11 protein-coding genes and 1 pseudogene are annotated in these 24,985 nt (G+C 55.8%); 3 read left to right on the forward strand and 9 right to left on the reverse strand.

Annotated features, from left to right (window positions below; all coding sequences use genetic code 11):
• Window positions 1-4 precede the first annotated feature (4 nt).
• From IC235_RS15035 to IC235_RS15065, 7 genes are all read right to left on the reverse strand, one after another.
• Window positions 5-6,604 (reverse strand): polymorphic toxin-type HINT domain-containing protein, encoded by a 6,600-nt coding sequence (locus IC235_RS15035; RefSeq protein ID WP_191006011.1) that lies wholly within the window; start codon window positions 6,602-6,604, stop codon window positions 5-7.
• Window positions 6,605-6,680: 76 nt separating this feature from the next.
• A complete protein-coding gene (locus IC235_RS15040) occupies window positions 6,681-8,402 on the reverse strand; it encodes a TonB-dependent receptor (protein ID WP_223847329.1) in 1,722 nt (573 codons plus the stop codon).
• 20 nt (window positions 8,403-8,422) lie between these two features.
• Window positions 8,423-9,772: a hypothetical protein gene (locus IC235_RS15045; protein ID WP_191006013.1), complete on the reverse strand. Its 1,350-nt coding sequence runs from the start codon at window positions 9,770-9,772 to the stop codon at window positions 8,423-8,425.
• Between the two features lie 39 nt (window positions 9,773-9,811).
• Window positions 9,812-11,176 carry a PKD domain-containing protein gene (locus IC235_RS15050; protein ID WP_223847330.1) on the reverse strand — a complete coding sequence of 455 codons (1,365 nt, stop codon included), beginning with the start codon at window positions 11,174-11,176 and terminating at the stop codon, window positions 9,812-9,814.
• The gene (locus IC235_RS22505; RefSeq protein WP_317173590.1) at window positions 11,173-13,623 is read right to left on the reverse strand and encodes a SprB repeat-containing protein; all 2,451 of its coding nucleotides are present in this window, start codon (window positions 13,621-13,623) and stop codon (window positions 11,173-11,175) included. Before IC235_RS22505 ends, IC235_RS15050 begins: the two co-directional genes overlap by 4 nt.
• A gap of 796 nt (window positions 13,624-14,419) precedes the next feature.
• Window positions 14,420-16,582: a fibronectin type III domain-containing protein gene (locus IC235_RS15060; protein WP_191006016.1), complete on the reverse strand. Its 2,163-nt coding sequence runs from the start codon at window positions 16,580-16,582 to the stop codon at window positions 14,420-14,422.
• Complete coding sequence (locus IC235_RS15065) at window positions 16,530-20,894, reverse strand: hypothetical protein (RefSeq protein WP_191006017.1); 4,365 nt, start codon at window positions 20,892-20,894, stop codon at window positions 16,530-16,532. The genes IC235_RS15060 and IC235_RS15065 overlap by 53 nt, the downstream gene beginning before the upstream one ends.
• Window positions 20,895-21,386: 492 nt before the next feature.
• Between IC235_RS15065 and IC235_RS15070 the strand changes: the two genes are divergently transcribed.
• Window positions 21,387-21,533 carry a hypothetical protein gene (locus tag IC235_RS15070; protein ID WP_191006018.1) on the forward strand — a complete coding sequence of 49 codons (147 nt, stop codon included), beginning with the start codon at window positions 21,387-21,389 and terminating at the stop codon, window positions 21,531-21,533.
• A gap of 210 nt (window positions 21,534-21,743) precedes the next feature.
• Here IC235_RS15070 and IC235_RS15075 read toward each other — a convergent pair whose 3' ends face one another.
• Window positions 21,744-21,992 (reverse strand): energy transducer TonB, encoded by a 249-nt coding sequence (locus IC235_RS15075; protein WP_191006019.1) that lies wholly within the window; start codon window positions 21,990-21,992, stop codon window positions 21,744-21,746.
• Between the two features lie 553 nt (window positions 21,993-22,545).
• Here IC235_RS15075 and IC235_RS15080 point away from each other — a divergent pair.
• On the forward strand, window positions 22,546-22,884 hold the full coding sequence (locus tag IC235_RS15080; protein WP_191006020.1) for a hypothetical protein: 339 nt from the start codon (window positions 22,546-22,548) through the stop codon (window positions 22,882-22,884).
• A 112-nt stretch (window positions 22,885-22,996) separates the two neighbouring features.
• The gene (locus IC235_RS15085) at window positions 22,997-23,221 is read left to right on the forward strand and encodes a hypothetical protein (RefSeq protein WP_191006021.1); all 225 of its coding nucleotides are present in this window, start codon (window positions 22,997-22,999) and stop codon (window positions 23,219-23,221) included.
• A gap of 879 nt (window positions 23,222-24,100) precedes the next feature.
• On the opposite strand, the pseudogene IC235_RS15090 reads toward IC235_RS15085, so the two are convergent.
• Window positions 24,101-24,916: pseudogene (locus tag IC235_RS15090) on the reverse strand (IS5 family transposase).
• Window positions 24,917-24,985 lie beyond the last annotated feature (69 nt).

The following is a 24,985-nucleotide window of genomic DNA, read 5'->3' on the forward strand; positions in this document are numbered from 1 at the left end:
GATTTTACTTTACTTGGAAGATGGTGCTGATATTGTTTTTAATAAGAAGTTTTAAGTCCGCTGCATTGGCAGCGCCAAACTTTGCGAATGTCTGAGGTAGTACTGATGACATATCCATAGCGTCAATCGCATTGGTCATGTTAGACAAGAAATTAGATGGATTCTTTGCTGCATCAAAATACCATTTTAGCTGGGATAGACTACCAATGTCTATATTATTTAGGTCATTGATGAACTGAGTAGAGAATTCAGCCGGAGGAACGCTCTTATAAGATTTGAATTCGAAGTAAAGTCCTGTTCTACTGCCCCTCTGTCCCACAATCGCATCATAACGTCTAATACTCCCATTGATATCAACTGAAACTTCAAAATTAGTTGAGAGTGCCGGAAACACGCTCGTTCCTTCCTTGCGCAGCGCCGAGATTACCCAATTGGCCCCATCCGCACCTGCACCATTAAAATTACCTGCCTTTAGGCTCGATACTAAGCTGTTGAAGCCGCTTTGGTTTCTATACTGTGCAAAGTTATCCAGGTCATCCAAGAAGTCAGTCAAAGCGGTAGCCCGCCCTCTCAGTTGGTCGTTCACCGCCACCATTGTCTTTAGATCTGCTGCGCTAATGTGGCCCTTGTTTAGTACCGCCTTGGCTTTATTCAGGTAGAGGGCCTCTTTTCGCAAGTTCGGGTAGGCCTCTAGCATGTCCCAGGCGGCATAGCTAAAGGTACCGTTATCGAATTGCGCCAGCATGTTAGCATCACCCCCAAAATTCCTAAAGAACTCATCGCTCGCATTGGCCAGGTTTGGGTACTTTTTCTTAAAGCAGGTGAAGCCATTGTGCACCAGCAGCCCATCACGCCCCACGGCATAAGTGTGCTGGGGCAGTACTTCTATATTATAGACCAGTGCCCCGCTATCGGCATAGCCCGTAGCGCTTACTGCTGCCCACAGGCCACTGGCCAGCAGCAGCTCCGTGCCTCGCTTGAGCGCTTTTGCCGGCTGCCAGCCGCTGCGGGTATAGTAGGGGTGGTCGCCGGTGCTACGCAGGGTATCGCGCCCGCACACGGCGTAGTACAGCCGCCCGGCCGCCCGCGTTACCCGCTGGGCCACGCGGCCCCAGCCCCAGGCCCCGGTTGCTTCGCTGTAGGCCCGCACGCTGTCACCCTCCTGCAGGGTCTCAATGGCTCTGAGGCCGCGCGGGGTGGCTACCGGCGTGCCGGCGGCAAAGCAGCCACCTTCCACCAGCTCGCAGGCACCGTTGCGGCAGATCAGGGCCGCCTCCTCGGTTACTTCCTCAATGTTGTTGGCAATGTTCGCCGGTAGGGTGTTGTTGGCAATGTTATCGAGCACGGTTACATTCTTTCCATCGCTGGTTAGCTGCGCGATGGCCGTGGGGGCAATCCCTTTTTCCGCGTTCACGTACTTCAGGTAGCCGCCTTCGAGCAGGTAGTGCCCATCGCGGGCAAACAGGCCGGTCAGCTTCGGGAACTTCGACTGCAGCAGCGAGACCAGGCTGGCCTTGCTGGTGATGGCATAGCCGGAGATGATTTTGGCCGTAGCGGCCTCTAGCTTTTCCACCAGGCTCGTCTTACCCGATACCCGCGCAGCGGCCTTTTCTTCTTCCAGCATTCGCAGCAGGAAGGCCCGCACTTTGGCATTGCCCAACGCATTGGCGACTTCGCTGCCGGCATTGGCCGTCGTAACGGACCGGCACAGTGCTTCTACATCAGTTGTATGCGTGGCAGCGTTGAGGTGGCTGCCGGCCTCAATCATATTGGCGGCCCGGTCGCTGCTGCCGGCCACGTTCTTGAGGCGGGCTAGGCTGAGGTTTGCCGTAAGGGTGGTGATGCCCAGGGCGGCCGAGCTTATGTTCAGTATCTTGGCCAGCTGCGGGTAATCTTCGTCGGCCATGGTGCCGACAATGCTGCACACGGAGCTGAGCTTATCGGCATAATTGAGCAGGCGCAGGGCCAGCGTGGCCTGAGCGCCGGGGATCACCAGGGAGATGGCGTCCGCGGCCGTTTGAACGGCAGCCTGCGTGGTTCGGGCATCGGCTTTCTTCTCAGCAAAGTAGAGTAGGTAGGCGGGCACATAGGGGGTGCGGTCGCCATCGCCGTACACATCTATCAGGTTGCCTTTGACGTCGAGGATGATCGGCTCGAAGGGATCAAAGACGCGACTGCCGAAGGTCGCTACTGGGATAAAGGCGTTTACTTCCTGGTTGGCATACTTTAGCTTTCCCGTGCTTTCGTTATACTCTACGACGGTTTTTACATTGGTGCCGGTTACGGGCACCGCCGCACTGCCTAATGCAGCATTCGCTAGTGTCTTGAACAGTCGCTTGCCAAAGCTGACGTAGTTATAAGTCACTACCCGGCCAGCCATCACGCTGTAGTAATCGGCATCAGTGTTCGGCTTTTCGAGAATGTTTTTAAGGTAGGTATTATAAAAAGCCGAGTTCTTATGTGCTATCGCTGTTTTATAGGCTTCCTTAAAATAGTCCATCACATAGGTATTCAGGTCGGAGCCCATAAACAAGGTACGGTCGTCGATGGCCGAGGCCAGGGTCCCTAGCAGGTGTTTGCCCTTATACGTCAGATCATTAAGCTGCTGCAGAAATTCCTCTGTTTTGGTCTCGGTTTGCGGACAGGTCCACATCAGTTTATAGATGGCGTTTTCGTAAGGCTCGCTAACGATAAACTTATCCAGCACCACCGCAATCGCCTCCGCCCGCTTGACCGGGCAAATCGTTTTCAATTGCTCTACCGACATCGCTACTACGGCATCCCGTATCGCCTCCGCGGAGGGTGGTGTGCCTGCGCCAAACCAACTATCTTCATTCGAGCTGTTACTGCAAAAAGTTGTATTCGTCAGTAGGGCAATAGTAGCGCGGTTGCTGATCTGAAAGCTGTTGATAGCTTCTTTAAAGGTGGCCAGGAACTTCGCATAGAGCGTGGGCCGCGAAAGGCGGCCCCACCCATTTTGATAGCATTTATAATCGAAGTAGCCCGCAGTAATCTGCTCTTTCTCCTTACCCATCAGCATATTAATCTGACCGCTGGCATCAGAAATATTCAGAAAGTCGTTGAAGTTTACTAATAGCCAGTTGCTTACCGGCCCCCAGTTACCGAATGTGGTGGTCATCCGATCGAAGATGTCCGGATATATCGTCCGGTACTCCATGATCTTGGTCAGCGTCAGGTACTCTTCGTTCTTATTGGAGAGGTCCGTCAAAATGTCGGTAAAAGCCGGATTGATCAATGTAGAGGAAATGCCGGTCCTTACCTGTTCTCTATCAAAGGAGAAATCCGTTAATTCTTCCCATGCTTGAGCCGGCAGCTTGGCCGAAGTCGCATCCAGCACGTTTATGACTGGCGCCGTCGGGTTGCTGGTCATATAGCTTAGCGCGGTAAGTCCTTTAAGACGGTATGCCTTAAAGCCATTAGCGTATGGCAGTAGCATGACGGCGGTGCCATCTTCTACCGCTGCGTCTTTGGCCAGATAGCCTGTGTAAGGACTTCCATTCCGATAGTAGCCCGTGAACTGCCCATTGCTGATAACCGCCTCGTAACTGAGCGTGTCTTTACCTTCCGCTACCAGAAACGATTTGAGCACCCCGGCCGGCATATCCGGGAAGGAAGGATACTCGCCGGTGCCAAACGTAAAGTAGGCCTGGATGACCTTCTTGGGCAGTCGGACAATCTGCTTATGTGGCGTCAGGAAGTTAACGGAGGAATCTCTGGTATTACGCCAAGCCAAGGGGATACGACGATCTCTTGTACCATAGGACATTGCATCCTGCTCGGTTTCCCAGAGGCCGATCACGAGGCCGGGGGCATGGGCGGCATCCCACTGCACCTTGCTCAGGCGATCGCCGCTGCCATAGCTCATCAGGTTCTGGGCCAGCGCGCCCGGACTAAAGCCATAGGCGTTGTCGAAGGTGTGCAGCAGCTTGAGCACCCCGTGGCCCAGCTCGTGGGCCGCTACCCGGCCGACCGTGCTGTTGGTCAGGCTGCCGGCAAACAGGTAGCCGAAGCGCTTGCCCCGCGGCATATCGCCGGCCACATCGCCACTGGTAGCGCTGCCACCATTGTCAGCCACGCCCGGCAGCACGAACAGGTAGGCTGCCCCGCTCACCAAGGGGTGCGCCGCCTGGTAAGCCGCATTGAGCGCCGTCATTTCCGAGGTGTACACACTCCAGCCGCTGGTGCCAGTGACTTTCAGCTTGCCATCGTGGTTGGCATCCCAGCCGCTGTCGGTCCAGGCTGCGGCCTGCTGCACCTCCCAGGTAATGCCGAGAGGCGTGTACGCCCTGGCCAGGGCGGCCCGCACCGAGTCCGTATTCACGGCCGCCCCGTTCACCGGTACGACCACCACCTTCGCCGTTTTCGGCGCATAGCCCGCCACTAGCAGCTTGCCCAGCGACAGGTACTGGCCGCGGGGGGCCGCCGTGCCCCCCGGCAAGGCCCGCTTGGGATAGAGCGCGTAGACTTCCTGGGCATCATTGGCACTGCTGCCGACCAGCAGCACTTCAAAGCGGTTATTTCCCTGATAGGTGGCCGTATAGCGCAGCCCCTTGCCGCTGATGAACTGGACGCTATCGGCTTTGAGAAAAGCGTCATTCAGCGTGAGCTGGGCCAGGATCCGGTCCGGCTTGGCGGCCAGCGCGGCCTTGGCCGCCACGCGATAGGTGGGGGCCGTGCCCAGTGCTTCGTACTTGTTCGACCAGGCCGTCGAGGCCTCGTACTCCGGCAGGTACGCATCAAAGCCGTAGACGGTCTTGTCGCCTTTGCTAAACACGACCTTGCCCTTGTCCGGACTGAGCGTATTGAGCTGGGCCGGGCTCATGGCCAGCGGCACGGGCGTGGCAGCGTGCACCACAGTCGGGTGCCCGTCCGGCCCCTTCTCGACCACATACACGTCGCCCGAGGGATCACTCACGCTCACCGGCAGTGGCCCGGCCGGAATGGTCAGCCCCGAGCCGCCGCCATTGGTGTGGTTGGCAATCGTGATCACCGGCTGATCGTCGCTGCCACTGAAGCTGAAGTCGCCGACTCCGCCGATCTCGAACGAAGTGTGGTAATCGGTGGCCACGGTGCCGGTCACGACGCTGCCCGTGCCGGCGCCGCCGGTAAACACCCCGTCGATATCGGTAATGCCCTTCATGGTCGGGTCCCAGGTGGTTTCCACCACGCCCTGCACCAGCTTGCGACCACTGTTGATCTTAATGCCGTCCCACTTCACCTTCACTTTCGCGTTGGCCAGGTAGGGCACCGTGATGTAGCCCTTGCCCGAGTACGTGCCGCCGCTGCCGGTCACCTCCACGGCCGTTACCTCAAAATCGCCGGCGGTAAACTTCTCGGCCGGGCTAAGCGAAGCCAGCGGACTCGTATTGCTGACGTCCACCGGGTTGGGCGGCAGTCCGCAGCTCGTGTTCGTCGCGCTATCGGTGGCGCTGCGGGTGCGGGCATAAATGCTGTTGCCGAACACATAGTCCCCGCCGGGGCAGGGCCGCCCGACGCGCACCTCGTACTCGGTGGCCGGGTCCAGGTCAAAAATCTGCAGGTTGTTGGTGGCGGCCGGCCGGTCGTACCAGGTCCCGCCATTGACGCTGCTGCTTTCGTGCACGCGGTAGCTCAGGCGGTAGGCCGGCACCGGGTCGGGGACCGCCGTCCAGCCCAGCTTGAGGCTGCGCTTGGCCTGCTCGGTGGCAATGAGGCCGGTGGGGGCGGTGCAGGTGGCATCCGTCACCCGGAAAGACCAGACCTCGCTGTAGCCGTTATTCTTGAACGTGCCGACGGTCTCCGTGCCAGCCCGCGCTTGGGCCTGCACCCGCCAGCAGTAGCGGTGGCCGGGCTGCAGGGGCGCCTCGAGCGGGCCGAGGTAGAGGGAAGTGGCCGCGGTGGTGGTCTGGTAGAGCGGGGGGGAGAGCACGGCGACCTGGGGCGGCAGCTGGGCATCGGCCTGCTCGACCAGGGTAAATTCATACTCGACGGCCGAGGCGCCGATGGCCCGCGGGGTCCACTGGAAGAGCAGGCTTTGTGGGTTGGCCAGGGCGACGGCTTCGCGATCGCGGGGCTGGGCGAGCTGGGGCGGATCGTTCTGGATGATGCTCAGGGTGAAGCAGCTGGGGCCGGAGAGGCGTTCGCCACTGAGGTAGTCAAAGACCTCGAAGCAGAGCTGGTAGACGCCTTCGGGCAGGGGCTGGGTGTAGGCGGTGGGGGAGAGCCCGGGCAGGTTCTCGGGGGCGAAGTAGGGGTCCAGGTCGGCGCTGCCCAAGTAGAGGGGCAGGCCGCCGGAAAGCTGCAGGGGCAAGGCGCGGGCGACCACGTCGCCGTTTTGAATAACCGTGCTGCCGTTGGTGTTGCTGAGCTTCATCTTCAGGCGCACCTGGCGGGTGGGCACGGTCAGGTCCGTGAGCAGGAGCTGCAAGCGCAGGCGGTCGGAGGCGGCGGTGGGGGCGGCAAACTCGCGCAGGTAGATGGGGTAGGGGGGCAGGGCCTGGACCGTGACCTGCACCGGGTAGACCTGGGCGACGGCCGGCCGGGCTGCCAGAAAGCCCAACACGCTGAGCGCGATGAATAGAAACCAGTGCAAGGGGCGGGGCATGGGTAAGGGTGTTGAAGCGTTAATCGCGGAGGGTAGTTGGCCCTGGCTCGTTTATTTAGTGACTATCGTCTGCGCCTCACAGCGCCGCGGCGTAGTTGAAAGAGGCAATCATTAATTGTGAGCGCTTGCCGGGGGCAACGCCACTTCTGGTCTTGCGCAGCTGATCAGTGATGCTAAGCGAGAACTGATGCTTTTTATGGAGCGTGTAAGTCGCATTACCCCGCAGGTTCCAGACGTCGCCGGTAGAGGCGCCATCGGCAAAGGCATTGTTGTAGGCAATCGAAAGGCCGGTTTTTATACCCGACTTCGCGAAGGCCTGGCTAATGCCCGCCGCCGGGCCGAAGAGATACATATTCGCCAGGCCGACCGTATTGTAGGTGCCGTTTACCGCGGCGGTAAGGCCCAGGCCCTTCTTGGGGTATTGAATAGTGTAGGTCAGCGCCGAGTTCATGAGCGTCGAGCCCCCGCCGGCCCGCACCCGACCTCCTTCCTTGTCGGCCGCATCCTGCCAGCCTACGTTGGCGTTGAAGAGGTGCAGCGCCGTCTCGCTCTTCTTCACCGTCCAGGCCACATTGCCCGATGCATTGCGCGATATTTGCGCGAAATTCAGGGTATCGGCCGGGTTAAGCGGGCTGGCGCTGTTGATGTAATCGAACTGCGAGCGCATATTGCTGTAACTCTGGAAGGTGCTGTACTGGGCGCTCAGGTTCAGCTTTTCACTGGCCTGGTAGGTGGTGGAAGCCGAGCCGACAAACCGCTTCGAAGTCCGCACTTTGGTGTTGTTTAGGTTATCGTGCTGGGCGCCCCCGGTGAGGGCAATGTTCAGCTTGTTTTTTAGAAAGGCGCGGCTGAGCGCCAGCGTGGTATTCTCCAGGTCGTTGGTGAAATAGTAGGCGCCGAGGCTGGTATAATCCGGATCTACCCGCTCATATCCCAGCCGCAGCTGTGCCTTGGTAACAATAGCGGTGATGCCACCTTTATAGGCATGATAGCTGGTGGTAGAGGAGTTGCCGCTAACCAGCGGCGCGAGGAAGCCGGCCCGTGATGATGGCCGGTCGGTATAGCGCAGATCCCGCGTGAGAGTGCTCACCGCGTACTCGCCATCGATCACCAGCCATTTAGTGAGGGTCGTATTCAGCGTAGCATCTACTACCATATTTTCCTGCGGATAAACGGACCGGAAGTCGGATGGGGTGCTGATGGACGACCGGCGGTCCTTCGCATGAAACACCGATAGCCCGACCTTGTACTTCTCCTTTTCATAGTCGGCCTTCACGCCCCAGCCCCAGCGCGCGTAAGCCGGGATGTTGAAGCTGTCGGGCTCAGTAGCTTTGAGGAAGCGGCCATAGAGTGCCGTGAGCCGCAGGCCCGAGCCGGGCGGCGCCAACTCAACCCCGCCCCCGGTAAACATGACGCCGTTGAGCGAGTAAGGCGAAAAGCTCAGCGCACAGTCGCCGATGTGCGCCGTCACCCATTTATACTTGGGGTGAATACTCAGCCGGTTGAACTTGAAAGGATGCGTGTAGGTATACTGCCGGTTGGTGTAAGAAAAGGTAAACGGCAGCGAAAAAGTGGCGATCTGCAAGTTTACATTGCCGCCCACCGTGTAGGTAAAGGGCTGCTGCCGGACGCGGGAGTCGTCGCTGTAGGTGTAAACATTGTTGAAGAAGACCCCGCCGCCCAACCGAATATACTTGTCTTTATAATGGAGCAAGTGATCGAGGTCGAGGCTTTGGGCCGCCGCCGATAGATTGCCGCAACCGACGGCAAGGCACAAGAAAAGTACACGCTTTCGCATTAGAACAGGGTTTTCAAGCATTACCGACAGTAGGCGTCCACGACTTCTTTACCGCCTGCTTCGTCCGCGGCGGGCTGGTGGGTAGCTATCCATTTTTCCAGCGCGGGGCATTTTTCATACACCCCTTTAGCGCCCTTCCTGCCTTTTGTCAGGGCGCCCAGCGGTACGGTCAGGCCCAGATCATCGGCTTTGAAGACGAGGGAGCTCATTCCATTGTCCGCGTACCATTTGAAGAGGCCGGCCTTGCCGGCCCGGTATACTACTTCGAGAAAATGGTTCTCCTTCATGAGCGGCTGCTGCACCTGCCCGCTTTCAAATGTGCGGCCGCCCGCCTCGAAGGATTTCAGCTCCTGCGGCTTATAGGTTGCGTTCTTCCCCTTGCCGGACTCATTCTTATAGTTGAAGGATAGCCGCTCGCCAAAGTCCAGGTCGGTAATGCCTTTCTCCGGATGCTTGATGAAAGCGAGGTTGATCGTGCCTTCCTTCACCGTACCATCGGCCAACACTACTTTACCCGGCTGGTTCACCACGTTTACGCCTGCCTCCAATGCTGCCTGCTGCCGTACGGCTACGGGGATGCGGGAAGAATCTGCTGCCGACCAGTATCCTTTGGCGAGCTGCGCCATCAGGCCTTGCCGAGCCATCGCCAGAAAATACTGCGGTTGTTCGGTAATGCCAGGGGAGAACTCGCCATCAACTTCAATCAGCGTATTGTCCCGGCGCATGTTATAGGCATACCTCCGGGAACTCCCGTAAACCGGCGCCCCCGCGGCCACCAGCTCGTTAGCGGCATTATAGAACTGTATTCGGCGCTCCGCCTCATTCTGAACCACATAGCGGCCGAACGGCTTGCCGCCGTACGCCGTGATACGGCCGTTAGGCAATACTTTCAGATCCATGTTTTTGGCTGCCTCCGCCGCCCTGGACAACGCGTCCCGCTCGCTTTTGGCCAGGTCGCTCATCGCCTGATCGTGCGTGTCGATATAGTGGCGAATAGCCGCCATATCCCAGCTCTTATTCGCGAGCAGGCCATTATTTTTGATAAGCTGGTTGGCAATAATCTTGGCCGGGTTTAGGCCTATACCAGTGGGTACGAACTGGAGGTCGGCTTTGCGCTCGTAGCCCGGAAGGGCGAGGGTTAGGTAATACTGGGTACCAAGGGTATGCCACTCCGCTGTAAAGAGCTCGTGGCCGGCGGTGTCGGAAAAATGGTATCGGTATACATCTGCCGGCAGCTTTTCCTCAGCAACCGGGCCTACTTCTACGCCGTCTACCGTGAGCATCTGGTGCTTCACTTGCACCGACTGCGCGGTAGCCGTGCCCGCGGTAAGAGTCAGGACGAGGAATGGGGTAATGGATGATGGTTGCATGAGACTGGGCCCGTATTATTCTTGAAATGGCAGAAGTATTCACGGTTGCTTTTGATACTTCAGATCAGCCACGATATAGGACTGCTGCCCATTGCTCACGTAGCGCTTTATCTTGATCGCGCCCTTGATGCCTGCCGCAGTTTTAAAGAGTATAATGCGCGGAACAGTCGTACTAGTAAAGGGCTGAAGCCCGGCCGGACTTTCACTAAAATTCGTGGCCTGCAGCCGGGCATCCGTCGTCATTGCATCAAAGTCAGCCGGAGTGAAAGAGACCCCGCAGTTGCAGCTTTCCAGCGAGTTGATGTACTGCGTGTGCAGCCCGCCCGGCACCGGCTCCAGGCCAACTGTCAGGCTCATATCGGGGGCTACAAATCGGTTGTAGGTAAAGGCTGCGTTAAGCCCATAGAACACGACATCAATAGCGTTACCGAGGGCTACTACCGAGTCTTTCGGGTATACTTTCCGCTTGGCCGTCGAGAAGTAGCAGCCGGTGGTGTTCTGCGCCGTGTTGATGCCAAACGACACATCGTTCAGCACCCGCAGGTTGGTATTGGGCAGCACCACGATGGTCTGCTGGGTCTGCTGCGTCTCTTTACCATTCGTTGCGACGAGCGTGATGGTGTAGGTGCCGGGATCACGGTAAATAAAGGATGGAGCCCGTTGCGTGGATGAAGTAACCGTAGCGCCCGGTGCCGACCAGTTGTACTGCGTAGCGCTGATGCTGCGGTTGGCGATATAGACTTTTACCGGCGCTTCCCAGTCTCTATCGTCAAAGTCGGGTATAACACTAAACGCGGCGGCCAGGTGGGGCGCGACGTGTAGTACGGTATCTTTCGTCTGGGTCTTGCGGCCATTCGAAACCGTGAGCGAGATGAGGTGATCGCCCGGATCGGCAAATACGATATTACCCGGGCGCGGCCCGCTGAATGCTGCCGGCTGGCCACCCGCGAAGGTCCACTGGTACGTCTCCGGCCCCTGTGAGGTATTGGTGATACGCACCGTAGCCGCCGGGAAAGAATCGGTTACAAATCGCGCGATGTAATGAATGTTGAAGGCGCTGTCAATCTTGATCACTACCTTCTTTACATCGCTTTCGCCATCGTTATTGGATGCCGTGAGCTGCACCTGGTAAATGCCGGGCCTGTTGTACACGATCGTGCCGGGGTCTTCCGTGTCCAGCCTGCCCGGCTCACCGCCCTCAAACGTCCACTTAAAACGCTCGCCACCGGTGCTCTTGTTGGTAAAGGTGATGCGCACCGGCACGGAATAGTTACTGTCTTTGACGACGTAGCTGAAGTCCGCCTTTGCCGGCAGCGGATTCTCTTTCGTGCATCCACACAGTAGCAGCATCATTATTAAAGCCTCGCCCAGTAAGGCTGTCAGCCAGTTACTTTCCTTTCTCATGGCATGATCATCACTTTAATAGTTCGCACTGCCTGGGGCGTCTGTACCACGAGCATATAAAGGCCCGGCGCGAGCCCCGGCAGACTAAAGCGCTCCACGTATTGCTTATTGCCGCGGAGCTGCCGCTCGCTTACCACTGCGGAGCTGTTGACGTACACCAGCCTGAGCGATGCCTCGGCTATCTGGCGCAAGCGCAGCTCCACGGTGAAGGTGCCATCATTGGGTATCGGCAGCACCTTCAGGTCTTCAATAAAGGGCGGCGCGGTGACGCCTACGCCCGGTAGGCCGGCATCCGGGCTTACAATCACGTTCTTGGTTACCTGCTCGCGGCAGGCATTAATGCCGGTGCGAAGGGTAATTGGGTACGTCCCGGCGGCGGCAAATGAGAAGCGGATGAAATTATCGGTGCGCTCGAGTATGGTCGCAGCCGGCGGCAAAATCCACTCAACAATTTGCGGCAGCGGGCGGCTCACGTTTACCAGCACGATCTCTTCGCCGGTGATAGCGCTGGTGGGCAGCAGCATATCGGCGGCAATATCAAGGTTCAGGCGGCGGATGGTAATGGTAGCTGTACCTACACAGCCCCGGCCATTGGTGAGTCGCGCATAATAATTACCGGCCGCCGTAAGGACTACCGTTGGGTCTGTGGAAGTAAATCCGTTGTCGGAGGTCCAGCTGTAGGAAGCGCCGGGGTCATTGATAGCTATGCTCAGCCTGGCCGACTGCCCATTGCAAAGCGTCGTATCACGCGGGAGGCCGAGGTCAAGTAAAGGTGGATTATCCAGGGTGATGACTCGGGCGAAAGAGCAGCCGTTGGCGTCGCTCACGGTTACCTGATAGGTGCCGGAGCAGAGGTTTGAAAGGGTATTGGTATTTACCCCGGTTTGCTGCCAGGTGTATGTATAAGGTGGGACTCCGCCCGCAAGATTCAGGACGATGCTACCGTCACACCCATCATGGCAGGTAGGTGGGGTAGCATTCACGGTGAGTACGTATCCGGTAGGCTCTGGTACCACAATCGCTTTGGTGGCGCGGCAGCCGTTCGCGTCTCTCACGAAAAGAAAGTAGCGGCCGGCCGCGAGCGATGAAAGATTCGCGGTACTCTCTCCGGTGTTCCAGGAATATTGGTAGGGTGGCGTGCCACCGGCTACGCCGCTGATGATTGTACCATTCTGGCCGGCATTACAGCTGACCGGCGTCACCGTCTCATTGATGGTGAGCAGCGGGGGCTCGGGCAGGAAGACCGTGCTGTCCGTAGCCTGTACCAGGACATTGGCTTGGTACTGGCCGAGGATGATGCCGTTCGCATCTTGCACGTTTACGGCGTACCAACCGCTTTCTAAAGCAGCTGCGGTGCTATCGGTATAGCTCGTCATCACTACCCAGTTATTCTGCGCGTCCTTCTTTTTCCAGGTGTAGAGATAAGGCAAGCCGGGTGAGAAACGGGTACCGCCCCGGGCATGAGCTCTCAGCTCGCCATCGGTACAAGGGTCGGCCTGGGTATTCGCTTTATTGCAGGAGGGCTGCCGGAATATTTCAAGACGTACGGTAAGCGGCGGCGGCTGCGTAATGGGGTAGCTGCGAATAACCTCACAGCCAGCGCGGGTAGTAGCGGAGGCGAAATTTTTGTCCTGGATGGTGAGGGTGTACGTCCCCGCGCCGATATTCTGCAGCTGAATATGATACTGGCCGTTTGCGAACCAGGTCGATTCCGTAGTGACGGGATTATTACTGGCGTCCGTCCAGGTGTGGTTATAAGTATTGTTGGCATTAATAGTGCCCCCGTAGACCACGACATGAATATTGCCATCGGTGAACCCGTACGCGGTGGGGCTTTGCTGGCTTACCAAGTCAACCCGCAGCGGGTCGGCGGGCTGGGTAATCGTAATGGTCTCGACCTTTTCGGGCCCGGTGCCGTTGAGCGTTTTTGCTACGCAGCCATTGCCATCGCGCACCTTGATGAAATAGGTGCCGGGCAGCAGGGACGTGATGGTATGAGTGGTTGCGTTCGTAAATGGATACCAGACGGGATCAGGGTTGGCCGCGGTGTAGAAGCGGTAGGAATAAGTTCCGACGCCGCCGGATGCGCTGAGCTGGATCTCGCCATCAGAGCCATTATAGCACCAGACATTGACGGGAGTACCTGAAAAACTAACCGCCGCCGGCTTTTGGACGGTAAAAGTAGCCCGGTGATGCTGCAAATCGCCCGTGTACGTAGGAGCAACTGTACCATTATTTGTGTACGTCCCCAAAAGATCAAGCACGTACTGACCTGCGAACAAGCTAGCGGGCGCGGTATACTGAGTTGCTCCGGGTAGGAGGGCCCCCTGAAATGAGCTAGTACCGTTAAAGGTCAGAAACAATTGTTCCTGCGCCCGTAATACGCGGTCAAAAGTCACGACTACCGAGCCGTTGTTTTCATCAAAGCAGCGGGTTGGTTGAGGCACAACACTCACTATCCGTGGGGCTTGGAGGCGAATGCTAAGCTGGAGTGGCGTAACGGGATCAACCGAACTTCCGCAACCCTTCTGGATGCGTATCCATATCGGCCTGTTTATATTAGCCTCGGCTACGGCATTGCCCAATATGCTGTTGGCACTTGCCTGAAAGGTGCTTTGCCCGTTATATGCTGGGAGTGAAGTCCAGGGGCCGTTATTGCCTACTAAGGAATATTCCCACTTGTAAAACGGAGCGCTGAATCCGGATGAGGCGGTAAAGGTTATGTTGTCATCTAACGGCAGAAAACCAGAAGGATCTGACTGGGTAAGCGTATAGACCGGGTATTGCTTCAGAACGTTGGTATAAGCGTTGTCATCCCCCAGCGAAGTCAGGCAGCCCCAGTCGGTCCAGTTTGCTCTATTAAAGCAATATTCCGCGTTTCCGGGATTATTATAAATATCAGTATCTCTGCCGCCGCTACAGTCGCCATTCCAGGTGCCTAAAACGCGCACCTGCCGATTTGTGCTAATCCACAGACGCTTGATGGGCCCTTGACTGGCAGGAATTGTAATGGAACCGACGATATGGGGGTCTCCTCTTTCCCTGTACATGTCAAAGGCACTTACCGTTTGGGGCGTACCATTATTGACCGTAGTATAGTACATGGTATTGTAGTACCGACGGTTGCCACTATTCTCATCCAAGTAGAACTGAACGTCGTACTCCAGCTTATAGGATTGCGCCTTTACCGCTCGGGGTAAAAAGCTCAGTGCCAGCACAAATAGTAATAGTATTCTCCTCATCTCAGAAATTCGTTTTAACAGTTGAGAATTTCGACTGCCCGCCATCTTCAAAGCGCGCAACCACACTGTATTTATATTCTTTTCCGCTCCGCACGCTTTCGTCCCGCACATTGTAGGTGCCCGGCTGCAACGTCTTCCAGAGCGTCGGCGGCAAGGTCCCTTCCGCACGATAGACGAGATATTCTATTACGCCTTTCTCCGCATACTGCCAGAACACATCCATGTAGCCCGACTTCTCATCCTTATAGACGTTCAGGCCCCTCACCGCGGGGCGTATCAGATTAGCCATCCGGTCCGCCGAAACCGTCAGTGGTTGAGGAGCGCTCGTTTTTAGGTCCATACCATCAACGGCGGTGATGGTATAGGTATAGGTTCTGCCCGCCGTCGCGTTTTCATCAAAATAGGTGGTCGCGGTATCGCCGGCCTTCCAACTTTTAAGCTCGATAGCTCCTTTCAGGTCGGGGGTGTCGCTGCGGTAAAGGATGTGGTTTACCACGTCCGTCGAGGGGCTCGGCTCCCACTTAATCCGGATGCCCTTCTCTTCTACTTCGTAGCCGGTGAAGATGGGCGCGGCCGGGGGCAACTGATCTGGCTTCAACGCCACGACCGGGACGGAGAAATCGGAATTATTAAAGCGCTGATCGGTTGCCTTTAGCTTGTAGTATACCTTTTTGTTGAGCGATTGTATCTGCACGGTGTCGATGTACTCCGTGCCCGTCAGGATCTGGCTGTTCACCGCCGAGTATTCTTCGTCTTTCTGTGACGCGCGGAAGAGCCGGTAGCCCAGCATGTCGCTCTCCTTATTCACTCTCCAGGAAATACGCACCAGCCCGGTGGTGTACACTATGGCCTCCAAACCGGTTGGCGGCGCGGGCGGTATGGAGTCAATCGCCTGCACCAGTACCGGGAAAGAGGTGCGCCCCTTGCCGCTCTTTGGCTGCGCGGTAATGGTAAAGTAGTTGCTACCTGCCAGCGGTGTTGGAGGAACATAAGTGGCGTTGCGGTTACTGGGCAAAATGCCGGCCATAACCGTCTTATAAAAGCCATCCGCTTTGTCGGATACCGCAACGCTGAATTCCTGCAGTAAGGGCTCGCCGGCCTTGTCAAACTCCCATTGCAGCAACACCTTCTTGTCACCCTGCAAATCGCTGTGCGTGATGAAGGGCACATAGGCCAGCAGCTCTACCCCACTTCCGCTCACCGTCTCCGACGGCGGGCCGGTTTCCCCAAAGGGATTGATGCCGCGTATCCGGTAGCTATACTGCTTCCCATTTACCGCCAGCGTATCGGCATAATACATGCTGGCCGCTTTGCGGCCGTCCTTGTCATTAAGGTTTGTAACCGGCAGGCTGCTCAGCGTCTTATAGTTGACCCCATCCTCCGACCGCTCCACGAGGTAGCTGTTGTACTGCTGGCGCAGGAGCTCGTAGTTCCAGCTCAGCATCACCGATTTGTTGCCATAAATACCGACGAGTTCCTGCGGCTTGGGTAATTCCTCGTAATTATCAAGGCCGGTAAAAACTCCGCCCGTGTCAATGGGTAATTCGGCACGTGGTACGAGACTGTAAACGCGGTATAGGTATTTTTCGCCCTTGCGCACATCCCGGTCCTGGTAACCAAGGGCGGCTTTTTGGGCCGCTTCGAAATTGTGATCGGCCGCATAGAGCGCGAAGCCGAAGCGCTGCTCCTGCTCCTCGCTTACCGCTACCACGCGAGCTACTTTATTCTCCCCACTACCTACCTTAAAGCTTTCGCCATAGAGCGCCTGGGCGATGACGGCGGCATTATCATCGGCGGTAGCAAGGGCCTGCCAGTCGGCCAGGGGCGAGGGCTTAAGGCCGGTAAGCAATACTTTCTTTTCTGGAGTAGGCAGCAGTTTTCCGCCCCGGGCGATAGTATACCGCTCCAGCGTATAGCCCCATTTGTTGCACTTTCGCCAGGCCATAGCCGCATCCGGCGCCCAGCGCAGGAGAATCTTATCCCGTTGCACGCGGCTGAGCACCTTTACCGATGGGTGCCGGGCCGGCACCCTTTGTGCTCCTGCGGCAAATGCAAGCAGGCAAAAAAGGGCTATAACAGGGTAAATCCTTGCTGACACGGCTCTCATCTTTCTAGTTGATAGGACAGTAGTACTGGAAAATGCCGCTGCTGCCCGACGTACCATCCGGGAAGCGGTACAGCAGCTTTATTTTATAATTCCCGCGCGTCATTAGCGGGAAAGGATTCATGATAAGGTTGTAGTAGGTTGCCATCGTGCCGGTGCCCAGCGTGGCATTTACCACCTTGTACTGCAGCTCCCGATAATCTTGCTTGTACAACGCCGCCAGCTCGTAGCCATACGGAAAAGTGGTCTTGCGGAATAGCTCATTGATACCTTGCTCCGCGTATACTTTGTACGCATTGCTGACCGGAACGGCCCGCAACGGCGGTGCGCCCAATAGAGCCGTGTCCCGCGCCGTTATTACGATGCCGCCAAGCCCGTAATGCTGATAGATGAGGGGCTGAATGTCGGTCCTGTAGTAGCTGTCGTCCGGCACTGCCGTGATGAATGCCAGCGGGCCGGAAGAATACGTATTACCAACCAGCTCGGCTACATCAAAAGGCTCGTTGGCCGTGGTAGTAGCACCAAGCAATACAATGTCGGAAGTGCCGGTAGGCTTACTGATATTGTTGTTAGCAACCGTTATGCTTTGAAGCTTCGCGCTAAAAGTAGGGTACTGGCTGGTGCGCAGGTCATACGTCAGCAGCTTGGCGGCGGCGCCGCCGTTGGATGCGGTACCATTGAGCGTTTTGCTTTTTACCGCCAGCGTATTATTTGCGTCGCCGCCAATATTTGCCTGGGTGGTCGTCTCGCTCACGGTGCTTTGCGAGGCCGTTACCGGAGTGGCCTTGATGAGGAAGCGATAGGCCCTATCCTGCGCCAGCTGCGGCATAGTAAAGGCGATCCGCCGCGCCGATTGCTGGTAAGTGACCGGCACGGTAAGGCTATCCGTTGCGGATACGAACGAGCCGCTGTACGTATTGGCATTATCGAAGAGGTAGGACTGGCCTTGTTTTAGCTGCACCCATCCGGTGCTGCGCTCGGCGGTGTAAAAGTTCTGCTGGTCAATGACCGGGTAGCAGTGGGCGATGTTCTGGAAGGGAATGGTAGTGGGCGCCGTGCCAGTCGTAAAGGATACTGCTTTTTCTTCGGTGGCAATAGCGCCATTCACATACACCGGCACCTGTTCACCATCCTTCACTTCATAAAAAGCAACTTTTACTCTAGCCGTAAGCGAAGCCTGCGGGGGCAGAATCTCAAAAGAATGGAAGGTGGCTACATCGTGGTTGCTGTTCCACTCCAGAGTACCTTCTACAGCTTGCCCGCTCTTCACTACCTCAAACTTGTTCAGCTTGATGAAGTAGGTTTTTATGCCTTCATCATCTTCCATCCGAAAGTTCCTTTCCACCTTCATGTTGAAGGCAGCCTGCGGCGCCGCGAATACATCGACACCCGTATTACCTTCTTTGGGGGTGATATCTGAGATAACGGCAAGCCCTGCTGCCGGACCAGCATTTACGATTTCGCACTTCTGGCCCAGCTCTACCTTCAAGCGGAAAGAGCCTTGCACCAGCCCGCCGAGTAGATTGTAGCTGCCACCGAGATATCCGCGGAACCAGGAAGGATTCGGTGCCCGGGCCTGCAGCAGCACCGCCGCCGCGCCTTTTATGATGGGTATTTTCTTGTTTATGAAGAATAGTTTTATATGCAGGCCCAGCTCGCCCTGCATATAGGCATACGACTGCCCATTCGCATACCAGCCGTTGATGCCAATAGGCCCGTTGCCGCCGCTACACTGCGCCGTACCATAATCGCGCAGCATGATGTCGAAGCCCGCGCCGGCCTGGAAGGAGGCGTAGAAGATGAGAAAGCTGAGGTCGCCGGTGTCCACGCTGAAATCCGCCCCAAAGGCAACCCCCCGGCCACCACTTAATGCCGAGAGGTCACGCGTGTAGTTTAGCTCTTGGGCATCTACGCCAAGGATGCTGGCTACGATGGGCGGCGGGGGCGGGCTGGGGGGCATGTTGTCACCCATCATAAAGTAGCCCCCGGCCTCTACGTTGAGCGATGCGATGCCCAGGCGCAGGCCCAGCCGGTCTTGTGGCGTGCCGATCTGCATATACCAGCTGCCGGGTTCGATGTGCAGCACGCTCCAGCCCGCTCGGTTATTGGGCCCGCGGCCCCTGAGCACGCCGCCTACCAGGCTTACATACATCTCAGAGGTACTGTGCAGGACGTTATTCTGAAAGTCGTACTCGATGCCCATCTTGGCCTCAATGCCGTTGGTCTGGTCGTTGGAGGGGGGGAGAGCCGTGAATTGTTTCGCCTTGTCGGAGTAGCCCAAAGCATTCAGCGCGCCCTGGCCATATTGGTTGGCGAATGACTCCTCCGCAGTGGCGGCTTGCTTAAGCTTGGCCTGTAGCTTATCGAGGCCAGCCATGCCTTCGGCCCTGCTCGCCAATACTTTCGCATCGCCGTAGAGGCCCATTTTATTGAGGCCCCCGCTGCTGTTGAAGACTATCTCAAAAGCCAGGTTGCCCTTCACCAGATCTTTGGCGCCAACGGCAAAAAACACCGCGGCCTTAAAGGCAAATCCGGTCGACTGATCCGGGGTGTAGGTAAGGCCGACGCCACCCATGACGGGCGCGGTAGCATTGCGTTTCATGCGGTTCGAGGCTCCCCCGCCAAAGCCGGTGAGCGTTATCGGGCCGGCCTGTATGTTGAGGCCATCCACCAGGCCGTCCACCATCCAGTAGCGGTAAGTGGTGCTGCCGAAGATGGCATTGGCCTGAGCATGCAGCTTAAAGCCTTTTTTGAGGTCCAGCTCCACATGCGCGTTGAAGCCATCTCCGTAAACCGGATCCTTCTTCAGAATTTGAAGACCGCCTTTTATCGCAAACGCGCCAAAGTCTGCATTTACCGCCAGCGCACTCAGGGCCACGTGATCGTACTTCCACCTTTGTCGCCCGTTGTTCTCTATTTTTCCCACGATTGCGACATCGCCGGAAGCACCAAATGCCGAGTTGCCAGACATCAGATTGACCGCGATGCCCAGCTTGAGGGATACATCATCACCGACTGCCGCGACTGAAATTCCATTGAGCGAAATCGGGAAATTCTGGAGCTTCACCTGCCCGGCATAGCCCATCGCCTGCACCTGGAAGTAAGGTTGCTCCGTCTGCAACGTAAGCGCCTGGAAAGTGAGCTTCGGTATTCTCGATTTATCGTTAAGTGTGTCTCGGACTGCCGCTGTATCGCTGCTCATCGACAGCGACATGTAGCCGTTCAGGATGGCTTTCGGCCTGAACTGACTGTTTTGCACGGCCATCAGCACGGTAGAGCCTCTGTCCAGATGGAGCGTAGCCCGCCATAAAGAAAAGTCGAGTGGCTTATTGTTCGCGACGGCGATCAGGTAATCCGTAGGGGTAATAGCGGCCGTATAGTGCAGGTCGGTTTTCTCCGAAACAGGCAGCTTCAGGTTGCCGGCAAATCTTCCGGCCTTAAGCTGGTTCACTTCTACTTTCAGGGCAAACGTATCTACCGAAAAGGCCCAGCCAGAGGCGTCACCGTTGTTAAGGGCAAGGATATTATTAGCCGAAAAGTCGCCACTGACCCCGAAATTATCTATCAGCAGGTTGTGCGCTCCAAACGAGATGCGGTTGTTGCTGCCCCTTTGCTTAAACTCCGGCGGCAGCACTACCTGCAGCGATTGCACAAATACGCCGCGCCACAGATTCATATTGGCGGGATCCAGCAGTTCCGTAGTGTACTTCTGCGGAAATACAACGGAAGGTGAATTGCGCAAGTCGCTGAAATCAAACACGGCCTGGTTTACCGTGAAAGCAAATTTGGGCTGGGCTTTGAGCGCGAAGGGACTTAGCGACACCTCAACGAGCATGTCGTTCCAGTCTTTCACTATGGTATGAAAGGCGCCCTTGACCCGCTGCGTCGGGTCCGGAATTATATCCATCTGCGCATTTAGCGGAATAACCACATCGCGGCTAAAGGCCACATCTGCCGATACGCCCAGCTCCTTAAATCCTTCGCAGTCAATTTTTACATAGGTCAGATCGGCGAAGGTTCCGGTTGCTGCATCGAAGCCGCCTTTAAGGTCCAGCTCCCACTTATTTCCGTTGAAGGGAATGGCCACATTATCAAGCAGCACCAGGCGGGCATCGCCCACCAGGCCGCCATTGTAAGAGAACTTTATATCCTCCGCCCCAAAGAATAGGGAGAAAGGCTTGCCGGTTTGCGTATTCTGCTGTGGAATTTCAATCTTGGCAAACGCCGTGAGGGCAGCATGCTGGGGGTTGAGCTTTGCCTTTACAAAAGCAACCGTATAAGTTAAATTACCAATTCGCTTTTTTACTCCGATGGGCAACTCCTGTAGGTTGGACGGCGAGAGAGCATCGACGTAATGACCGGTTTCCTCCAAGGCCTGAAATACTGAGTCCGGTGAAGTGCTGCCAGCGTTGTTATTAGAAGTTGCTGCCGGGTAAAATATTTCGCTGTTATAATTTTTGGCTGCTGACCCGGCGATACCGGAAAAGAAAAATACGCACAGCAAACAGACTCTTAAAACACTGCGAGAAACATCATATAGGGCCGTTTCAGAGTATATGCTTTTAATCTCCATACGTATTTGCTGCTTTATAGCTGTGATGCAAATATCGTTAAAAATATATTAAAAACAATAAAAAGTAGGATGAAATAAGAAAAGTTATAAAAATAAAGTATTCAATAAAAGTGAGATACCATGTAGTTAGCAATTCAGCAAATTGATTGTCAAAAAATAACATGCGTAATAAATATTTGATAGTAAACCACATAGTATTGAGGTGCATGGGCTATAAAGTATAACATTATCTAGTCAAGGAGATGTGGGGCGGTGATCTGTTTAAAGCGTATTTGACCATAAGCATGTCTGATGATTCATACTCAATCTCACGGCGTGAAATGCGACAGCGTGCAGCGGTGCAATGGCAGCAAAAACGGGCAGCCGAAGTACCAGGACGCACCCTGCCGCTACCGGGGCTTATTCGTGCTGGGCGCCGGGCGCAAGGCGGCCCAGTAAGCCCGCGTTGGTGCTCTAGTGGTGGAGCGCAATGCGCAGTGGAGCACTATCCGTGGCACGGGCGTGGCGCGCATGACTATTACCAACGGCTAAATGCCCAAAGCCCACAGCGTAAGTAGCCGAGAGGGCCCGCTTGGGGCCGGCTGGCATCCACAACAAGCCCAGTGCCTAGCGCACGGGCCAGCAGTGGGGTTAATGTAGGTTCGGGCCCTAGCGGATTTCCACCAACACGGGCACGACCAGGCGCACGGCGACGGGCTGGCCGTGTTGCCAGCCAGGCTCGAACCGGGGCAGGCGCAGCGCGGCGGCCAGCACGGCTTGATCGGTCGCGTGCCCGATGCTTTTAAGTATGAAAGGGCGGGTGACGCGGCCGTCGGGCTCGACCACGAAGCTGACCTCACCTTCGCCATTGGTCGTCTGCTCGGGGTAGCAGATAAGCTCTTGAAGAGCAGCCTGCATGGTATCGGTAGATAATATTCTATACAGTATTTAAAGGGGGTTATTATATAGATAAAAAATAGGCGGTGGTCTAATTCATGGTGCGGTTATAGTTGTCGATGACAATTTTAATTCGCACCATGTGCATGGTTATAGATTTGCTAATGGAACAGGTTTTGCGCACGAGGACGCTACAGCGTTGGCGGAGCGAACAGTTGACGGCCTCCACGATGCTGGTACCGCCGCTGCCTTTGGAACAGCGGCGTGCTGCCAGCCGGGCAACACACCGATATAGGCGTCCTACAAGTCGGTGACCAGCAATGCCGCCGGTAGCGGCGCGGCAGCGCCAGCCATAAGCGCCGGGCCGTGGCCGCGTCGCGCTGGCCCACGACCCAGGCCACGATGCGCCGGCTGCCACGCTCGACGGCCAACCAGAGCTTTTTTGCGGCCCACGTAGGACCACATCTCGTCCAGTTCAAGGGCTCCCAGCGTTTTTTCTGGGCCTTCTTCGGGCGAAGTCGTGGCAGGGGCGACGGGGGCGACTGGGCTTTTTTTTGCCCGTTTGGCCACAGTCATGCGCGAGATGCCCGTCAAGCGCACGGATGCCACACTGGGAAACCCGCTCGCTCAAGAGCTTGTCCACCTGTTCGTACTGCCCCGCTTTGGCGATGGCGGCTGGGGTAAAGCGAGCCTGATAGCTGCAGGTACGACACCGGTCTTTGGCATGGCTGGCGGCGCTGCCATTGCGCCGAATGTGCTCGCTGCCACAGGAAGCACAGAGCTGTTGTGTGAAAAGCATTCGAGCACACCTCGCTTTAGACCACCGCCAGAATTCTTACTATCAGAAATTTTGACATCGATGGGACAGTTACCAATCAACTCGGTTACAAAGGTGTCAGAGACATTATCGTAGATTTTGGCCGTCAACGTAACTTAGATCAGCTCATTGTAGAGGGCGCTAAAAGGACCACTGGTGCAAATCCAGGTAAAATGCCTAGATTAGTATTTAAAATAATTTACTAGTTGTGTTTAAAATACATTTTACTGGCTGGGAAGTAGGTATGCGTGGAGTTCCATTTATGAAACTGTTGCACGAAAAAGCAGGCTTAACCCTAGCTGAAGCCATGCGCAGTAAAAATGCATTGCTTGATGGTGTGCCTTTATTAATTGTCATAGAAAATGAAATATTAGCTAGGGGGATTCTTGCTGAGGCTAATAAATTAGGGGTTAAGGGTATTATGTTGGTGTAATGATTGTTTGGATAAAATTTGATGTTTTTAGGGCTATAGAATAACCTGCAATTTGGTTACACGAAGTGGAATTTCCGATTAGTTCAGGAAGAATAATACGTTGGGCTCATTTATTCGAAGCTGCTCGAGAAATTTGATAAAATGAGGTTGCCTATACATAACAGATAGAAGACCATCACATCGCCTATTACAATGTCGAATGCCGCCACTCATTCCCCGTCTACCACTCGTCTAACCACTTCGAAACGCTACTACAAACTATGTCTATATTGTGTCCGAATCAGCTAGACCCTCTCAAAATCATGCGTTTTCTCCTGAATACTTCTGCTGTCATACTGGTCATGCTTTATTATGTGTGGATTGCATATTGTAATTTTATACTAGAGTATTTTCACGGTGACGGATTTGGGAACTTGCCTTATAGTGCACCCAAGTACATACGTGAGGTGAAAGAAAGCATGTGTGGTCTAAGCTTACTAAGTTTAGTCGTGATAATAGCTTTTGGCATTGCATTGTTCTATTCCTTTAAAAGTATCTCAATAGCTAGCAGGGTAATATGCATACTGCTAGGCCTAGTATATCCTATTTTTTTATCGTTTTTGGCTCTTTCACATGTTGGTAGATTGACGCAGGTTTTTATGGGGAATTTATAGTTAGCAATGTAAAGTCACAGCTTACTTCTCTTTCGCTTATTTACTCTTGTTGCTTATATAGTCAATCATTTATGCTTTGTGTTAGTGAACTGATGGTTTGAGGTTTCATATGTCAAAAATTGTTGCATACCCCAATACTTCCGATAGATCTTTCGCTTTAGAAGCATCACAGGCCTATGTATTACTCTGCTCCAATTACGATAATCTTATACTTTACTAGAGCGTGTTATGGACTGACGCCGAGGTTGAGCGCGGTGACTTTAGCGAGCATGATTCCGACAAAAGCCAGGTAGTGGAGTTGTTGTAAGCTCAGGGCCAGGCGTTCATCATCACGCGCCAGGCGCTTGTAGCGGGCGCTCCACCTCAAGCTGCGCTCAACGACCCATCGGCGGGGCAGCAGCACGAAGCCGCGCTTGGTGTGGCCTAGCTTGACAACCTGTAGGTCAATACTTTGCTGCTGAGCCGCCTGCTGGGGGGCATCGCCAGTATCGCCCTGGTCAGCATAGGCCAATCTCACCTGGTGGCCCGCGACGGCCTGCACCACGTGAGCCAGGGCACCGACTTGGGCCCGGTCCGGTTCGTTGGCCGGCGTGACAACAGCGGCGAGCAAGTGCCCCAGCGTGTCCACGGCCACGTGCACCTTACTGCCCTTGCGCCGTTTCGCGCCGTCATAGCCGGCCCGGTGGCCGCTTTCGGGCGTGCTTTGCCGGGTGCGCGAGTCGAGAATCACCGCGCTTGGGGCAGCTGGGCGTTCGCTGTTCAGGCGCAGGAGTTGGCGCAGGTCGTCGGTCAGGGCTTCGAACACGCGGGCGTCACGCCAGCGGGCCCATTGCTGGTAACACGCAGCCCAGAGCGGCAAATCGTGGGGTAAATACCGCCAGGTGCAGCCCGTGCGCACCACGTAGCGCAAAGCGTTAAACAGCTCCCGCAGGGGGTGCTGGCGCTGTCCAGCATCTTCGCGTACAAGCAGCAACTACGGGAGCAGAAAGGCCCACTCCTCGTCGCTGACATCGCTGGGGTAAGCGCGGCGGGTAAGTTCCATCCTCGCAAAGTTCGCCTACAAGTCCATAACACGCTCTAGCGCACGGGCCAGCAGTGAGGTTGATGCAGG

Origin of the sequence: Hymenobacter montanus, assembly GCF_014699115.1 — a bacterium.
GTDB lineage: Bacteria > Bacteroidota > Bacteroidia > Cytophagales > Hymenobacteraceae > Hymenobacter > Hymenobacter montanus.